The 14,202-nt window shown below is 62.5% G+C and carries 10 protein-coding genes and 1 pseudogene; 3 read left to right on the forward strand and 8 right to left on the reverse strand.

What is annotated here, in order from left to right:
* Nucleotides 1-43: 43 nt before the first annotated feature.
* Nucleotides 44-1,318 (forward strand): oxalate/formate MFS antiporter, encoded by a 1,275-nt coding sequence (gene oxlT / locus TRP66_RS02505; protein ID WP_333399737.1) that lies wholly within the window; start codon nucleotides 44-46, stop codon nucleotides 1,316-1,318.
* A gap of 52 nt (nucleotides 1,319-1,370) precedes the next feature.
* The gene (locus tag TRP66_RS02510; RefSeq protein ID WP_333399738.1) at nucleotides 1,371-2,960 is read left to right on the forward strand and encodes a gamma-glutamyltransferase family protein; all 1,590 of its coding nucleotides are present in this window, start codon (nucleotides 1,371-1,373) and stop codon (nucleotides 2,958-2,960) included.
* Nucleotides 2,961-3,041: 81 nt separating this feature from the next.
* Here the strand turns inward: TRP66_RS02510 and TRP66_RS02515 are convergent, their stop codons facing one another.
* The 5 genes and pseudogenes from TRP66_RS02515 to TRP66_RS02530 all read right to left on the reverse strand — a co-directional run bounded on the left by TRP66_RS02515 (nucleotide 3,042) and on the right by TRP66_RS02530 (nucleotide 10,339).
* Nucleotides 3,042-5,411, reverse strand: coding sequence for a glucose/quinate/shikimate family membrane-bound PQQ-dependent dehydrogenase (locus TRP66_RS02515; protein WP_333399739.1), 2,370 nt, complete (start codon nucleotides 5,409-5,411; stop codon nucleotides 3,042-3,044).
* A gap of 229 nt (nucleotides 5,412-5,640) precedes the next feature.
* Nucleotides 5,641-6,210, reverse strand: coding sequence for a phosphonate metabolism protein/1,5-bisphosphokinase (PRPP-forming) PhnN (gene phnN, locus TRP66_RS02520; RefSeq protein ID WP_333399740.1), 570 nt, complete (start codon nucleotides 6,208-6,210; stop codon nucleotides 5,641-5,643).
* A 186-nt stretch (nucleotides 6,211-6,396) separates the two neighbouring features.
* On the reverse strand, nucleotides 6,397-7,161 hold the full coding sequence (locus TRP66_RS23510; RefSeq protein ID WP_442965157.1) for a methyl-accepting chemotaxis protein: 765 nt from the start codon (nucleotides 7,159-7,161) through the stop codon (nucleotides 6,397-6,399).
* Between the two features lie 90 nt (nucleotides 7,162-7,251).
* Nucleotides 7,252-8,289 (reverse strand): annotated as a pseudogene (locus TRP66_RS23515) (HAMP domain-containing protein); the annotation flags it as partial.
* 1,045 nt (nucleotides 8,290-9,334) lie between these two features.
* Nucleotides 9,335-10,339 carry an alpha/beta fold hydrolase gene (locus TRP66_RS02530; protein ID WP_333399741.1) on the reverse strand — a complete coding sequence of 335 codons (1,005 nt, stop codon included), beginning with the start codon at nucleotides 10,337-10,339 and terminating at the stop codon, nucleotides 9,335-9,337.
* 262 nt (nucleotides 10,340-10,601) lie between these two features.
* On the opposite strand from TRP66_RS02530, the gene TRP66_RS02535 reads away from it, so the two are divergent.
* The gene (locus TRP66_RS02535) at nucleotides 10,602-11,537 is read left to right on the forward strand and encodes a LysR substrate-binding domain-containing protein (protein ID WP_333399742.1); all 936 of its coding nucleotides are present in this window, start codon (nucleotides 10,602-10,604) and stop codon (nucleotides 11,535-11,537) included.
* Between the two features lie 3 nt (nucleotides 11,538-11,540).
* Here the strand turns inward: TRP66_RS02535 and pstB are convergent, their stop codons facing one another.
* The 3 genes from pstB to pstC are packed head-to-tail and all read right to left on the reverse strand — an operon-like array spanning nucleotide 11,541 to nucleotide 14,196.
* Nucleotides 11,541-12,320 carry a phosphate ABC transporter ATP-binding protein PstB gene (pstB, locus tag TRP66_RS02540; RefSeq protein ID WP_333399743.1) on the reverse strand — a complete coding sequence of 260 codons (780 nt, stop codon included), beginning with the start codon at nucleotides 12,318-12,320 and terminating at the stop codon, nucleotides 11,541-11,543.
* Nucleotides 12,320-13,204: a phosphate ABC transporter permease PstA gene (pstA, locus tag TRP66_RS02545; protein WP_333399744.1), complete on the reverse strand. Its 885-nt coding sequence runs from the start codon at nucleotides 13,202-13,204 to the stop codon at nucleotides 12,320-12,322. The genes pstB and pstA overlap by 1 nt, the downstream gene beginning before the upstream one ends.
* On the reverse strand, nucleotides 13,201-14,196 hold the full coding sequence (pstC, locus tag TRP66_RS02550) for a phosphate ABC transporter permease subunit PstC (protein WP_333399745.1): 996 nt from the start codon (nucleotides 14,194-14,196) through the stop codon (nucleotides 13,201-13,203). The genes pstA and pstC overlap by 4 nt, the downstream gene beginning before the upstream one ends.
* Between the last annotated feature and the right edge of the window lie 6 nt (nucleotides 14,197-14,202).

Below are 14,202 nucleotides of genomic sequence, written 5' to 3' on the forward strand. Positions count from 1 at the left end.
CATTTTGATCCGGACGATCCGTTTATTCAGCGAGGACTCTTTCATGATCAGCAAAACGCTCGATCTCAAGGTAGAAAGCACCGCCGGCGCTCAATCGCGCTGGTTCCAGCTGGTTGCCGCCATGGTGTGCATGATGGCTATTTCCAGCCCTCAATATGTCTGGACGCTGTTCACCGGCCCTTTGACCGTTAAACTGGGCGCGTCACTGGCGCAAGTTCAAATTACGTTTTCATTGTTGATTGTCCTGCAAACTTTCTTTTCCCCGGTGCAGGGTTTTCTCGTCGACCGTTTCGGTATTCGCAAACTGATTGCCGTCGGTTGTGCGGTGTCCGGCCTAAGTTGGGTGCTGGCGAGCCATGCCACTTCGCTGACCGCGCTTTATCTGACTTACGGCCTGCTGGGCGGCCTGGGAACAGGCATCGTCTATGTCGGCATCATCGGCCTGATGGTTCGCTGGTTTCCGGACCGTCGTGGTCTGGCGGCCGGCGCGGTGGCGGCTGGCTACGGCATGGGCGCGATGATCACCACCTTCCCGATCAGCAATAGCCTGCGGGATGTCGGCATGGAAAGCACCATGACCACCTTCGGCATCATCCTGGGCGTGGTGGGCCTCGCGGCTTCGCAATTCTTGCGTCAGCCACCGGCGACTCAAGAAATCGCCCAGCCTAAAGTGGTGTCCACCGTCGCCGATTTCACCCCGAAACAGATGCTCAAGACCAAGGTGTTCTGGCTGATGTTCGCCATGTTCACCATGATGTCCACGTCAGGCCTGATGGTGACCTCGCAGATGGCCAGCTTCGCCAAGGATTTCGGCATGACCGATGTCATGGTGCTGGGCATGGCTGCCCTGCCGCTGGCGCTGACCATCGACCGGATCTGCAATGGCCTGACCCGGCCGCTGTTCGGCTGGATCTCGGACCGCTGGGGTCGTGAGAACACCATGGCGTTCGCGTTCTTTTTCGAAGGGATCGCCATGACGCTGTGGCTGACCACCAGCGACAACCCGGTTCTATTCGTGCTGTTGTCTGGCGTTGTGTTCCTGGGCTGGGGCGAAATTTTCTCGCTGTTCCCCTCGACCCTGACCGACACCTTCGGCACCAAAAACGCCACCACCAACTATGGTTTCCTGTACATGGCCCAGGGCATCGGCTCGATTTTCGGTGGGCCGGTCGCGGCCCTGCTGCACCAGTACACCGACAGCTGGACCCCGGTGTTCGCCGTCGCCATCAGTTTTGACATTATCACCGCGTTCCTGGCCTATTTCGTCCTCAAGCGCATGCGCGCCAACTGGGTCGCGAAACACGCCACTGCTGCCTGAAAACGCCGGGCTGGCCTGCCGGCCCGGTCAGTGTAAACAAGGAATCCGCATCATGCTCAACACCACCCTCGCCGCTCGCGGTATCGCCGTCGCACCCCACAGCCTTGCCGCGCAGTCCGCGCTGGCAGTCCTGCGCGAAGGCGGCAACGCCATCGAAGCCATGGTCGCGGCGGCTGCCTCCATCGCCGTGGTCTACCCGCACATGAACAGCCTGGGTGGCGACGGTTTCTGGTTGATCGTACCCCCCACAGGCGAACCGGTCGCCATCGATGCCAGCGGCCCGGCTGGAAGTCTGGCTACGCTTGCGCGCTACGCCGGGCAGACACGTATCGCCACTCGCGGCCCGAACGCAGCATTGACCGTCGCGGGCACCGTCGGCGGCTGGCAGGAAGCCTTGACGGTCTCCAGCGAACTGGGGGGCAAGCTGCCGGTGTCGCGCTTGCTGGAAGACGCGATTCATTACGCCAGCGCGGGCATTCCGGTCACCGAGTCGCAGCATTCCGCGACCCGCGCCAAACTTGCCGAGCTTCAGGACATACCAGGTTTTGCCGAAACCTTTCTGGAGGACGGCCAGGTGCCGGCCGCCGGAGCGCTGTTCCGCCAGCCGCGACTGGCGCAGACCCTTCGCAGCTTGGTCGAAGACGGCCTGGACAGTTTCTACCGGGGCGCGCTGGCCGAGCGCATCGCCGCTGACCTGCACGCGCTGGGCTGCCCGGTCACTCGCGCGGACCTGAGCGAATATCGGGCCAGACGCGTACAGGCTCTTGAACTGGCGCACAGTGCCGGTACGGTCTACAACTTGCCGCCGCCCAGCCAGGGTCTGGTGTCGCAACTGATCCTGGGCATTGCCGACCACGCCGGGCTGGGGGATTGCGAAGCGGAGAGCGCGGCGCATGTCCATACGCTGGTGGAAGCCACCAAGCTGGCCTTCGCCGTGCGCGACGAACATATCACCGACCCGCGGGACATGACCCTCGACGCACAGGCCTGCCTGACTCCCGAGGCGCTGCGCGAGATGGCAGACAGAATCGACCCGCAACGCGCCGCCCCGTGGGGCCAGGGCAAAGGCCCGGGCGATACCATCTGGATGGGTGTGATCGACAGTCAGGGTCTGGCGGTGTCGTTCATCCAGAGCATCTATCACGAATTCGGCAGCGGCGTGGTCCTGCCGGACACGGGGCTGAACTGGCAGAACCGAGGCGCCTCGTTCAGCCTTGATCCGGCTCACGTACTGGCGCTGCGTCCAGGCAAGCAACCCTTCCATACGTTGAACCCGGCCGCGGCCCGGCTGGCGGACGGCCGCACGCTGGTCTACGGCACCATGGGCGGCGACGGCCAGCCGCAAACCCAGGCCGCGGTGTTCAGCCGCTATGCGGTGTTCGGTCAGTCGTTGCAGCAGGCAGTCACTGCCCCACGCTGGCTGCTTGGCCGTACCTGGGGCGAAAGCACCGACTCGTTGAAACTGGAATCACGCTTCGCGCCCGAGGTGGTCGATCGCCTCAAGGCGCTGGGTCATGACGTCGAGGTGCTGGGCCCATTCACTGAAACCATGGGTCATGCCGCCGCTGCGGTACGTACGCCGCACGGCCTGTTCGAAGGTGCTTTCGACCCGCGCAGCAATGGCGCGGCCGCAGGTTACTGAGGGGTACGAAAAAGGCCCTGTCCCGCGTGGGAACGCAGAACAGGGCCTTGCGCCAGGGCGCAAAACCCTCGTCAGGTATCGTCAGCGCGGCAAGGCGTAGGCGATCACGTAGTCCCCGCGATCCGGCGACTGACGCGCGCCGCCGGCGGTCAGCAGGATGTACTGCCTGCCGGTCTTGGGCGACACATAAGTCATCGGCCCCGACTGACTGCCCACCGGCAGACGCGCCTTCCACACTTCGTCACCGGTGCCGCTGTCGAATGCACGCAGGTAGAAATCCTGGGTGCCGGCGAAGAACAGCAGCCCCGACTGGGTAGCGAGCGAAGCGCCCAGGGTCGGCATACCGATAGGAATCGGCAGTCCCATGCGGATGCCCATGGGGCCCGTATCCTTCACAGTGCCGACCGGTACCTGCCAGGCGATCTTCTTGGTCTTGAGATCGATCGCCGACATGGTGCCGAACGGCGGTGCCTGACATGGAATGCCGACGGCCGACAGGAAACGCTGACGCATTGCGCCGAATGGCGTACCGACCTGCGGCACGACGCCCATTTCAATCCCGCTGGCGCCCGCGCCGATCTGGTCCCGAGGGATCATGTAGTTGGCGAGGCCCAGACGCATGTCATTGACGAACATGTAGCTGTTGGTCGGATCCACCGCAACGCTGCCCCAGTTCATCCCGCCCAGGGAACCCGGGAATTGCAGCGCATGGTCCATGCCCGGCGGCGTGTACACGCCCTCATGGCGCATGCCCTTGAACGCGATGCGGCACATCAACTGGTCGAAAGCCGTCGCACCCCACATGTCCGATTCCTTGAGGGTCTGGTTGCCGATCGACGGCATGTCCACGGAAAACGGCTGGGTTGGCGAATAACGCTCGCCAGGCACGTTGCCCTGAGGGACGGGACGCTCTTCGACGCGGGAAATCGGTTCGCCGGTTTCCCGGTTGAGCAGGAAAATCTCACCCTGCTTGGTCACTTGCGCGAGCGCCGGCTGGGTGCCGCCCTTGCCGTCCGGCAGATCGTAGAGCAGCGGCTGCGCGGGAATGTCGAAATCCCAGAGATCATGGTGGGTTGCCTGGAAGTGCCAGCGCACGCGGCCTGTCGCTGCGTCCACCGCCACGATCGACGACGACCACTTGTCGTCCTGCTCGGTACGGGTGCCGCCGAAGAAATCCGGCGTCGCGTTGCCGGTCGGCAGATAGATCAGGCCCAGTTGCGGGTCATAGGACATGGCCGACCAGACATTGGGCGTGCCACGGGTGTAGGTCTCGCCGGCCGGCGGACGCTTGGTGGTCGCCGGGTTGCCCGGATCCCACGCCCAGACCAGTTCGCCGCTGTGCACGTCGAAGGCACGCACCACGCCCGGCGGTTCGCCGGTCGAGTAGTTGTCGGCGATCCTGCCGCCGATCACCACCAGATTGCCCGCAACCAGCGGCGTCGAGGTCTGCTGGTAATAGCCTTCCTTGACCTCGCCCATGTCGGTCTTGAGGTCCACCACACCCTGATTGCCGAAATCCGGACAAGCCAGACCGGTATCGGCGTCGAGCGCGATCAGGCGTGCATCGCCGGTCGGCAGGAACAGGCGACGAGTACAGGCCGCTGGTTGCGCGGCAGCACTCCGGGCCGGCGAGACGCCTTCATCGGCGAAGTAACCCAGGCCCCGGCAACGTTGCCAGTTGGGCGCGCTGCCCTGGGGATCGAATTTCCAGCGCTGGGTGCCGGTGTCGGCATCCAGGGCGAAGACTTTGCCGTAAGCGGTGCAGGTGAAGACGGTATCGCCGATCTGCAGCGGGGTGTTCTGGTCTTCGGCACCCGCCCCGGTGCTCTGCGGAATGTCGCCGGTGCGGAACGTCCAGGCGACCTCCAGTTGATCGACGTTGGTCTTGTTGATCTGATCCAGCGCGGCGAAGCGATTGCCCGCGGTCGTGTTGCCCCAGTGCGCCCAGTCTTTCTGCTCGGTGCCAGGTGCGACCGGCACGATCTGCGGCGCGCTGTCGGCGGAAATCACGTGGGTCGGCACGAACATGTAACCCAGCGTGGCGAGAATCCCGATCGCCAGCACACCCGCGATGCCACGCGAAGCATGCCCCGGCGTGTGGCCGGATGCCCGGACCAGCGCCGGGTAGATCAAGGCGACGACCAGTCCGATCACTGCGAAAGTCAGTACCCGCGACACCAGCGGCCAGAAATGCAGGCCCGCGTCCCACAGCGCCCAGAGTGCCGTGAGTATCAATGCCGCGCCATAAATCAAGGCCCCCTTCGGCCTGCGCTTGGCGATCAGCACGCCGCTGACCAGCATCGCCAGGCCCATGAGCAGGAAGAACCAGCTCCCGCCCAGACTCACCAGATAGCCGCCACCGCCTGCCAGGCCAAGCCCGATCAGTGCAATCAGCACCCCTAATCCCGACAGCAACAGTCTGCCGCCTACCCCTGCGCCTTGCGTACTCATGATGTTTTCAGCCCATCTGTTCAAACAGCCGCGCAGAATGTACCAAACAGTTCATTTTGACAAATTGTCGCACCCAGGCGACGGGGTAAGGATAGTCGTTTCGCAGCGGCGTAAAGACCGCGCATCGGCCCGAAGGCCGCGCAGCATGGGGCCTCTGAGATTCGGTGCGGTTATCGAACACGATTTTTTGCCGGGCGAACGGTCACGCGGATACGCCGACCGGGAGTGTTCAGGCGGCGCGATGCGGGTCTGGCTGAATGATGTGCAGGAGCTGCGCAACGGTGTCTTGCAGATCGCCAGAATTATCCAGCAGCACCACCGAGGGATTGTTCGACAGCAATTCCCCGGCGAATCGCGCATTGCGTTGCAGACGGGCTTCGATTTCGTCGCCGGTTTCGCGGCCGCGGGCCAGCAGACGCTGGCGCAGGACGTTCTGGTCCACGCTCAACAGCACCGCCGTCAGGTCCGGATAGCGGCGCTGGGCCTGGTCCAGGTGACCGCGCGATCCATTGACCAGCACGTCATGTCCCTGCTCCAGCCACTGATCGATCTCGACCGGTATGCCGTAGTGCAGACCGTTGGCCTGCCAGCTCAGGGCGAAGGCGCCCTGGTTCTTGAGCGTTGCGAACTGCTCGACGCTGACCGCGCGGGCCGCCTCGCCCACCGCTTCGGCCGACCGAGTAATGACCCGGCGAACCACCCGGCAGCCCCGCGCCGCAAGGGTTTCCCGGGCAGCGTCCAGCAGGCTGTCCTTGCCTGAACCGGACGGCCCGATGAGATAGATCAACCTGCCACGCATCACGATAATCTCCCGCTGATGGGCGAACGACCTCCACGTCCGAGACGACGGGGATCATCCACACAGAGTCGCAGCCAGTAAGGGCTGGCCGGATGATAGTCGCTGGGGAAGATAACCTGTAGTGCTTGGTGACCCGATTCGCCCATCACGATGATGGGCGAATCGGATCCTGACATACAGCTGGCGTCAGATTCGGAAGCTGCCGACCAGCTGCTGCAGGCGCGCTGCCTGCTCTTCGAGCGAATTGCAGGCATCGAGGGTCTGGCGCAGGTTGTCGACACCCTGCTGGTTGAGCGTATTGATCTGGTTGATGTCGACGTTGATCGACTCCACCACCGAAGTCTGCTCCTCGGTCGCGGCCGCCACCGACTGGTTCATGTCGTTGATCTCGTCGATCCGTCGCGTCACGCTGCTCAGACGCTCACCGGCGCGATTGGCGATGCTGACACTGCCTTCGCTCTGGCGCTGGCTTTCGGTCATATTGCTGACCGCGTCGCGGGCACCGACCTGCAATTCTTCGATCATGGTCTGCACTTGCTGCGCGGAATCCTGGGTGCGGTGCGCAAGGTTGCGCACTTCATCGGCGACCACCGCGAAGCCGCGCCCCGCTTCGCCAGCGCGTGCGGCTTCGATGGCCGCGTTGAGCGCCAGCAGGTTGGTCTGCTGGGAGATGCTGGTGATCACTTCCAGAATCTGCCCGATGTTGGCGGTCTTGTCGTTGAGGGTTTCGATATTGGCGCAGGAATCGCTGATCTTGCCCGACAACTCATGCATTGCCGCGATGGTCTGCTGAACCACGCTCTGCCCCTCTCCCGCCAACTGGCTGGCATCGCTGGACTGCTGCGAGGTGCGCGCCGCGTTCTGGGCGATTTCCTGGGCGGCGGCGCCGAGCTGATTGATCGCGGCCGCAACGCTCTCAGTGCGGTAGGACTGCTGATCGGAATTGTTCATTGAGGCATTGGACACCTGCACCACCCGAGTGGCGACCTGGCCCAACTGGCCCGCGGTGCTGGCCACTTCGCGGATCGACGCATGAATGCGCTCGACGAAATGGTTGAACGATTGCGCCAGCGCGCCGAACTCGTCCCCGGAGGTGATCGCCAGACGCTTGGTCAGGTCGCCTTCGCCGTCGGCGATATCGCGCATGGCGCGGCCCATCTGGTGCAAAGGCTGCATCAGCACGCGGATCAACAACCCCAGTAGCAGGATGATGCCCAGCACCACCACGACCATTGCCGTGACGGCGGAGGTACGGAATTCGCTCAGCATCGCGTAGGCCGCGTCCTGCTCAAGCGCCAGGCCAACGTACCAGTTGGCGGAGGAAACGCCTTGTACCGGGGTAAAGGAAATGATCTCGGACTTGCCGCCCGACTCGATCTCGGTCACGCCTGCGGCAATGCGCGGCGTGTCGGTCGGATAAGCTTCGCTGACGTTCTTGAGCACCAGCTTGCTGTCCGGATGCACCAGAATCTTGCCCTCGGCGCTGACGATGAACGCATAACCGTGACCGCCGAAATTGAGCGAGTTGATGGTCTTGCTGATGCTGTCCAGCGAAATGTCAGCGCCGGCAACGCCGGCCAGTTGGCCTGCGATCTTGACCGGCGTGGCAAGCGTGACCACCAGCTTGCCCGACGAAGCGGCGATGTAGGGTTCGGTCACGATGGTGCCGGGCGCATTCTGCGCGGCCTTGTACCAGCCGCGTGCGCGAGGATCGTAGTCAGCCGCGCGGTTGCCGGCCGGAATCGAAAACATCGCTCCGGCGGTGCTGCCGAAATAACTCAGCTGGAAGTTGTCGGTGTAGGCGGCCAGGTCAATGGCACGCTTGAGCTGCGGCGTGTCGTAGCCATCCACCGCAATCTGCTGGGCCATCGACTGCAACAATTGCATGCGGCTTTCCAGCCAGGTCTGAATATTCTGTGTAGTCAGGCCGCCCAGTTGCTGCAGGTCCGACTGGACGCTGGTTTTCAGTGACTGCCTTTGCCGGTAGTCGTTGACGACGATGAAACCACTGAAAGCAACGACCACGATCAACGCGGCCGCCAGAAGAATTTTCTTGCTGAAACCCAAACTTCTCATCATCTCGAGCACGTCCACGGCGATAACTAATACGGTGATCCGGGTGGTCACCTTTGAACTTCAGGTTGTGCCGTCGATATGCAACACGGGTGAGCGGACACCACAGTGCCTGTCACAGAGCGCAAGCCACAGCCTTGCGCATGCGAACATGTCACATTGATATCACCCACTCAAGTAGTTTTCATGACGCTGCATGGACCTGGTAATCCCTGTATCGGCAGGTCAGAGCGAGACTTGCGTCACATTGCGCCCTCATGTACCGGTAGGAGCGGATTCATCCGCGATCTGCCGCGAAGCGGCAGCAAACCGGAACGCGCGGGATGTCAGGCAAACCGCGTCATCGTTCATCGCCAGCAAGCTGGCTCCTACAGAGTGCGTGGCGCACACAGACCTTGTGGGAGTGAGCTTGCTCGCGATCTGCCGCGCAGCGGCAGCAAACCGGACCGCGCGGGATGTCAGGCAAACCGCGTCATCGTTCATCGCCAGCAAGCTGGCTCCTACAGAGTGCGTGGCGCACACAGACCTTATGGGAGTGAGCTTGGTCGCGATCTGCCGCGCAGCGGCAGCAAAACCGGACCGCGCGGGATGTCAGGCAAACCGCGTCATCGTTCATCGCCAGCAAGCTGGCTCCTACAGAGTGCGTGGCGCACACAGACCTTGTGGGAGTGAGCTTGCTCGCAATCTGCCGCGAAGCGGCAGCAAAACCGGACTGCGCGGGGTGTCAGGCAAACCGCGTCATCGTTCATCACCAGCAAGCTGGCTCCTACAGAGTGCGTGGCGCACACAGACCTTGTGGGAGTGAGCTTGCTCGCGATCTGCCGCGAAGCGGCAGCAAAAACGGACTGCGCGGGGTGTCAGGCAAACCGCGTCATCGTTCATCGCCAGCAAGCTGGCTCCTACAGAGTGCGTGGCGCACACAGACCTTGTGGGAGTGAGCTTGCTCGCGATCTGCCGCGCAGCGGCAACAAAACCGGACCGCGCGGGATGTCAGGCAAACCGCGTCATCGTTCATCGCCACAAGCTGGCTCCCACGAAATATCAGTCACCGCTACTTGCTCTCCAACCCACTCACCAACGCCTTGTTGAACCCCACCGGATCCTCCATCTGCGGCGCATGACCCATGCCCTTGAATTCCACCAGCTGCGCGCCGGGAATCATCTGCGCGACCTGCTTGCCCAGCACCTGATACTTGCCGATTCGCGCCTTGACCTCCGGCGACGCGATATCGCTGCCAATCGCCGTGGTGTCGGCATCGCCGATCATCAGCAAAGTCGGCACCTTGAGTTTGGGGAATTCGTAGAACACCGGCTGGGTGAAAATCATGTCGTAGATCAGCGCGGAGTTCCACGCCACGATCTGCTTGCCCGGGCCATTGCTCAGGCCGGCAAGCATGTCGACCCATTTGTCGTATTCAGGCTTCCAGCGCCCGTCGTAGTAGGTCTTCTGTTCGTACTGGCGAATGCCCTCGGCGGTAACCTTCAGCTCGCGCTCATACCACTGATCGACCGTGCGGTACGGCACGCCAAGCGCTTTCCAGTCCTCCAGGCCAATCGGATTGACCATGACCAGCTTCTCGGTCTGCTCCGGGTACATCAGCGCATAGCGGGTGGCGAGCATGCCGCCGGTGGAATGGCCGATCACCGAAACCTTGTCGACACCCAGCTTCTGCAGCAAGGCGTGGGTGTTGGTCGCCAGCTGGTGGAAGCTGTACTGGTAATGCTCAGGCTTGGTGGAAGTGCAGAAGCCGATCTGGTCAGGCACCACCACGCGATAACCCGCGGCGGCCAGCCCCTTGATGGTGTCTTCCCAGGTTGCCGCGCAGAAGTTCTTGCCGTGCATCAGCACGGCCGTGCGGCCGTTGGCCTTGCCGGTAGGTGTAACGTCCATGTAGCCCATCTCCAGGTTTTGGCGCTGGGACTGGAACGCGAACTTGTTCAACGCATGCGGATAGGCGAAGCCTTCCAGTTGCTGGCCATAACTCGGGGTCTGGGCCAATGCCGCGCAGGGCAGCGTCAACGACATCAACATACCGGCAATCTTTGCAACCCGCATGCGGGCACCTCCTGTTCGTGTAGGTCGGGGAATGCGCGAGTGGCAAGCGCGACTCGCAAGCCTGCAAGTAGACATTATTTCCTACCGCCGTTTCGCCTGATTCCTACATGAAATATCAAGATTAAACGTAAGAAGACATTGCGCCGGCTGCCCGCAGCAAGGCTCTGAACCGCGGCAAATTACTGGACGCTTGGTCCTGCGCTTCCCTAGACTGACCCGACCCGACCAGGACGGGCGACGTATCCGCTGCCAGGGAATAACAATGAACCGAAACGAATTGCGCAAGGCGGACATCAACCTGATGGTGGTCTTCGAGACCCTGATGCAGGAACGCAATGTGACCCGCGCCGCCGAGAAACTCTTCCTCGGCCAACCGACCATCAGCGCGGCGCTCAACCGGCTGCGCAACTTGCTCAACGATCCGCTGTTCATTCGCGTCGGTCACCGGATGGAGCCGACCGCTCGCGCCCATGAGATCCTCAAACACCTGACTCCCGCGCTGGACGCCATGTCCGCCGCGCTGAGCCTGAGCACCGACTTCGATCCGTCGGTCAGCAAGATGACCTTCCGCATCGGCCTGTCCGATGACGTCGAATTCGGCTTGCTGCCCGCCATGCTGCATGCGATTCGCCAGGAGGCTCCCGGAGTAGTGATCGTGGTCAAGCACGTCGATTATCTGAATATCTCGGACGTCCTGATGTCCGGCGACATCACTGTGGGCGTGTGCCTGACCCGCGACCTGCCAGCCAACGCCAAGCGCAAGACGCTGCGCAACGTCAAACCCCGGCTGGTTCGGGCCGACAAGCCCGTACGCCCCATGACTCTGGACGAATACCTGGCGCGGCCGCATGTGGTGGTCTCCCACGTGGCGAGTGTCAGCAGTTTTGCGGATGAATGGCTGACAGCGCTGGGTCGCAAGCGTCAGGTGGTGCTGTCGGTGCCGCAGTTCACGACCTTGCCGGCACTGATGGCCGGCACCGACCTGATCGCCGGGCTATCCGACTATGCGGCGAGCGCGATGAGCGCCCTGGGTTTGCTGTACGACGAAGCCCTGCCCTTCGAAACGCCGGGCCTGGATTTGTCGATGACCTGGCTGAGCGTGATGGACAACGATCCCGCCGAACGCTGGCTGCGCGGCAGGATCGAGGCGTTCATGGGCGAGCAGCAAGGGCTGCCCGCCCTGACCGTGGCCGGCTGAGGCTCAGCCGAAACGACCGGTGATGTAGTCTTCGGTCTGGGTCTTGGTGGGTTTGGTGAAGATGGTGTCAGTATCGCCGTGTTCGATCAGCTCGCCCATGAACATGAACGCGGTGTAGTCCGAGCAACGCGCCGCCTGCTGCATGTTGTGAGTCACGATGATCACTGTGAACTGCTCCTTGAGCTCGGTGATCAGCTGCTCGATGCGGCCGGTCGAGATCGGGTCCAGTGCCGAGGTCGGTTCGTCCAGCAGCAGAACCTGCGGGCGCAGCGCGATGGTGCGGGCAATGCACAGACGCTGTTGCTGACCGCCGGACAGGCCGGTGGCGCTCTGCTTGAGCTTGTCCTTGACCTCATCCCACAGCGCGGCGCCACGCAGCGCCTGCTCGACGCGATCTTCCATCTCGCGGCGCGACAGTTTCTCGTGATGCTTGATGGCGTAAGCGATGTTGTCGAAGATCGACATCGGAAACGGCACCGGCTTCTGGAACACCATGCCGACGTGGCTGCGCAGGCGGTTCATCGAATAACCGGGGGCCAGGATGTTCTCGCCATTGAGCAGCACTTCGCCGCGCGCTTCCTGCTTGGGGTACATCGCGTAGATACGGTTGAACACGCGCAACAGGGTGGACTTGCCGCAACCCGACGGCCCGATGATCGCAGTGATGCGCTTCTCGGGGATGATCATGTCGATGGACTTGAGCGACTTTTGCTGGTTGTAGAAGAACTCGAGGCCACGAACCTGGATCTTGGTCTTTTCGTTGGCAAGGGAAAGGTTGTTCATCAGGACGCCCTATTGCGCAGAAGAATTAAGCGAGAAAACAGACTCAGGATCAGTACGAACAGCGTCATGACCAGCGCGCCGGCCCAGGCCAGGGAATGCCAGTCGTCGAACGGGCTCATCGCGTACTGGAACACCACCACCGGAACGCTGGCGATCGGCTTGAGCAGGTCGCTGCTCCAGAACTGGTTGCCGAACGCGGTGAACAGCAACGGGGCGGTTTCCCCGGTGATCCGCGCCAGGGCCAGCAACACGCCGGTCACCACGCCCGCCTTGGCGGCGCGCAAGACGATCTGCAAGGTCAGTTTCCACTGTGGAACACCCAGCGCCAGCGCGGCTTCGCGCATGGTCGAGGGCTGAAGCTGCATCATTTCATCGGTGGTGCGGACGACGACCGGAATCACCAGCAGCGCGAGCGCAATGGCACCGGCGATGGCCGAGAACCCGACCTGATGGCCGCTGAGCGAGTTCAGCGGAAGCACCACGACGGTGTAGACGAACAGGCCAAGCACGATCGAAGGCGCCGACAGCAGAATGTCGTTGATGAAGCGCACCGCGTTGCCCAGCTTGGTGTAGCGGGCGAATTCAGCCAGCCAGACACCCGCCATCAGGCCGATCGGCGTGCCGATCAGCAGACCGATGCCGGACATCAGGATGCTGCCGTAGAACGCGTTCGCCAGACCGCCTTCGGCGCCGGGTGGCGGGGTCATGCCGGTGAACAATTGCAGGTTGAGCGCGTCGATGCCTTTGACGATGGTGGTCAGCAGAATCCACACCAGCCACAACAGGCCGAACGCGGTGGCGCCGCAACTGAGCACCATCGCGATCTTGTTCTTGAAGTTGCGAATGCGATACAGGCGTTCGCTGGCTGCCATGTCTTTACTCATAACCCCTCCTTGCGCGACAGGCGCGAAAGCATCAGACGTGCGAGGGCCAGCACGATGAAGGTCACCACGAACAGCAAAAAGCCCAGCGCGATGAGCGCCGAACGATGCAGGTCGGTGTAGGCCTCGTTGAATTCGTTGGCGATCACGGACGCGATCGAACTGCTCGGCATCATCAGCGATGCGGAGAACTGGTGCGCGTTGCCCAGCACGAAGGTCACGGCCATGGTTTCACCCAGCGCGCGGCCCAGACCCAGGAAAATACCGCCGACCACCGCCGAGCGGGTGTACGGCAGTACGATGTCCCAGACCACTTCCCAGGTGGTGCCGCCCAGCGCGTAGGCCGACTCCTTGAGCGTGGTAGGTACGGTGCGAAACACTTCCTGCATCACGGAGGTGATGAACGGCGTGATCATGATTGCCAGCACGATGCCGGCGGTCAGCATGCCGATCCCCAGCGGCGGGCCCTGGAAAAGAACACCGATGAACGGCAGGCTGCCGAGGTTTTCGGTGATCCATGGCGAGAGGTTTTCAGCCATGAATGGCCCGAAGATGAACAGGCCCCACATGCCGTAGATGATCGACGGGATGCCCGCCAACAGTTCGATCGCGGAGGCGATCGGCATCCGCAGCCACGGCGGCGCAACTTCGGTCAGGAAAATGGCGATGCCGAAGCTCACCGGTACGGCGATCAGCAGCGCCAGGAAAGAGGTCACCAGCGTGCCGTAGATTGGAACCAGTGCGCCGAACTTGCCGGCGTTCACGTCCCACTCGGTACTGGTCAGAAACTCCAGGCCAAACGTCTGAAAGGCCAGACTGCCGCCCCACAGGGTCGACAAGGCAATACAACCCAGCAAGGCCAGCACCAGCATGGCGGCGCCTTGCAATGAACGCTTGAACCAGACGTCGTGACGGTGATCCCGCTTGGCGCGTTTTTCACTTTCGGATTCGACATCGGAAACGGCAGCGGACAGATAGTGGGTGTTTTCGGTCATGTTGAG

It is taken from the genome of Pseudomonas sp. JDS28PS106, from assembly GCF_036706555.1.
GTDB lineage: Bacteria > Pseudomonadota > Gammaproteobacteria > Pseudomonadales > Pseudomonadaceae > Aquipseudomonas.

What these genes read in the sequence shown, in the direction of transcription:
- pstB (WP_333399743.1), bottom strand. Translation starts at nt 12,320, where the DNA reads ATGAACAACCTTTCCCTTGCCAACGAAAAGACCAAGATCCAGGTTCGT.
- TRP66_RS23510 (WP_442965157.1), bottom strand. Translation starts at nt 7,161, where the DNA reads ATGAACAATTCCGATCAGCAGTCCTACCGCACTGAGAGCGTTGCGGCC.
- TRP66_RS02530 (WP_333399741.1), bottom strand. Translation starts at nt 10,339, where the DNA reads ATGCGGGTTGCAAAGATTGCCGGTATGTTGATGTCGTTGACGCTGCCC.
- TRP66_RS02515 (WP_333399739.1), bottom strand. Translation starts at nt 5,411, where the DNA reads ATGAGTACGCAAGGCGCAGGGGTAGGCGGCAGACTGTTGCTGTCGGGA.
- pstA (WP_333399744.1), bottom strand. Translation starts at nt 13,204, where the DNA reads ATGAGTAAAGACATGGCAGCCAGCGAACGCCTGTATCGCATTCGCAAC.
- TRP66_RS02510 (WP_333399738.1), top strand. Translation starts at nt 1,371, where the DNA reads ATGCTCAACACCACCCTCGCCGCTCGCGGTATCGCCGTCGCACCCCAC.
- oxlT (WP_333399737.1), top strand. Translation starts at nt 44, where the DNA reads ATGATCAGCAAAACGCTCGATCTCAAGGTAGAAAGCACCGCCGGCGCT.
- pstC (WP_333399745.1), bottom strand. Translation starts at nt 14,196, where the DNA reads ATGACCGAAAACACCCACTATCTGTCCGCTGCCGTTTCCGATGTCGAA.
- TRP66_RS02535 (WP_333399742.1), top strand. Translation starts at nt 10,602, where the DNA reads ATGAACCGAAACGAATTGCGCAAGGCGGACATCAACCTGATGGTGGTC.
- phnN (WP_333399740.1), bottom strand. Translation starts at nt 6,210, where the DNA reads ATGCGTGGCAGGTTGATCTATCTCATCGGGCCGTCCGGTTCAGGCAAG.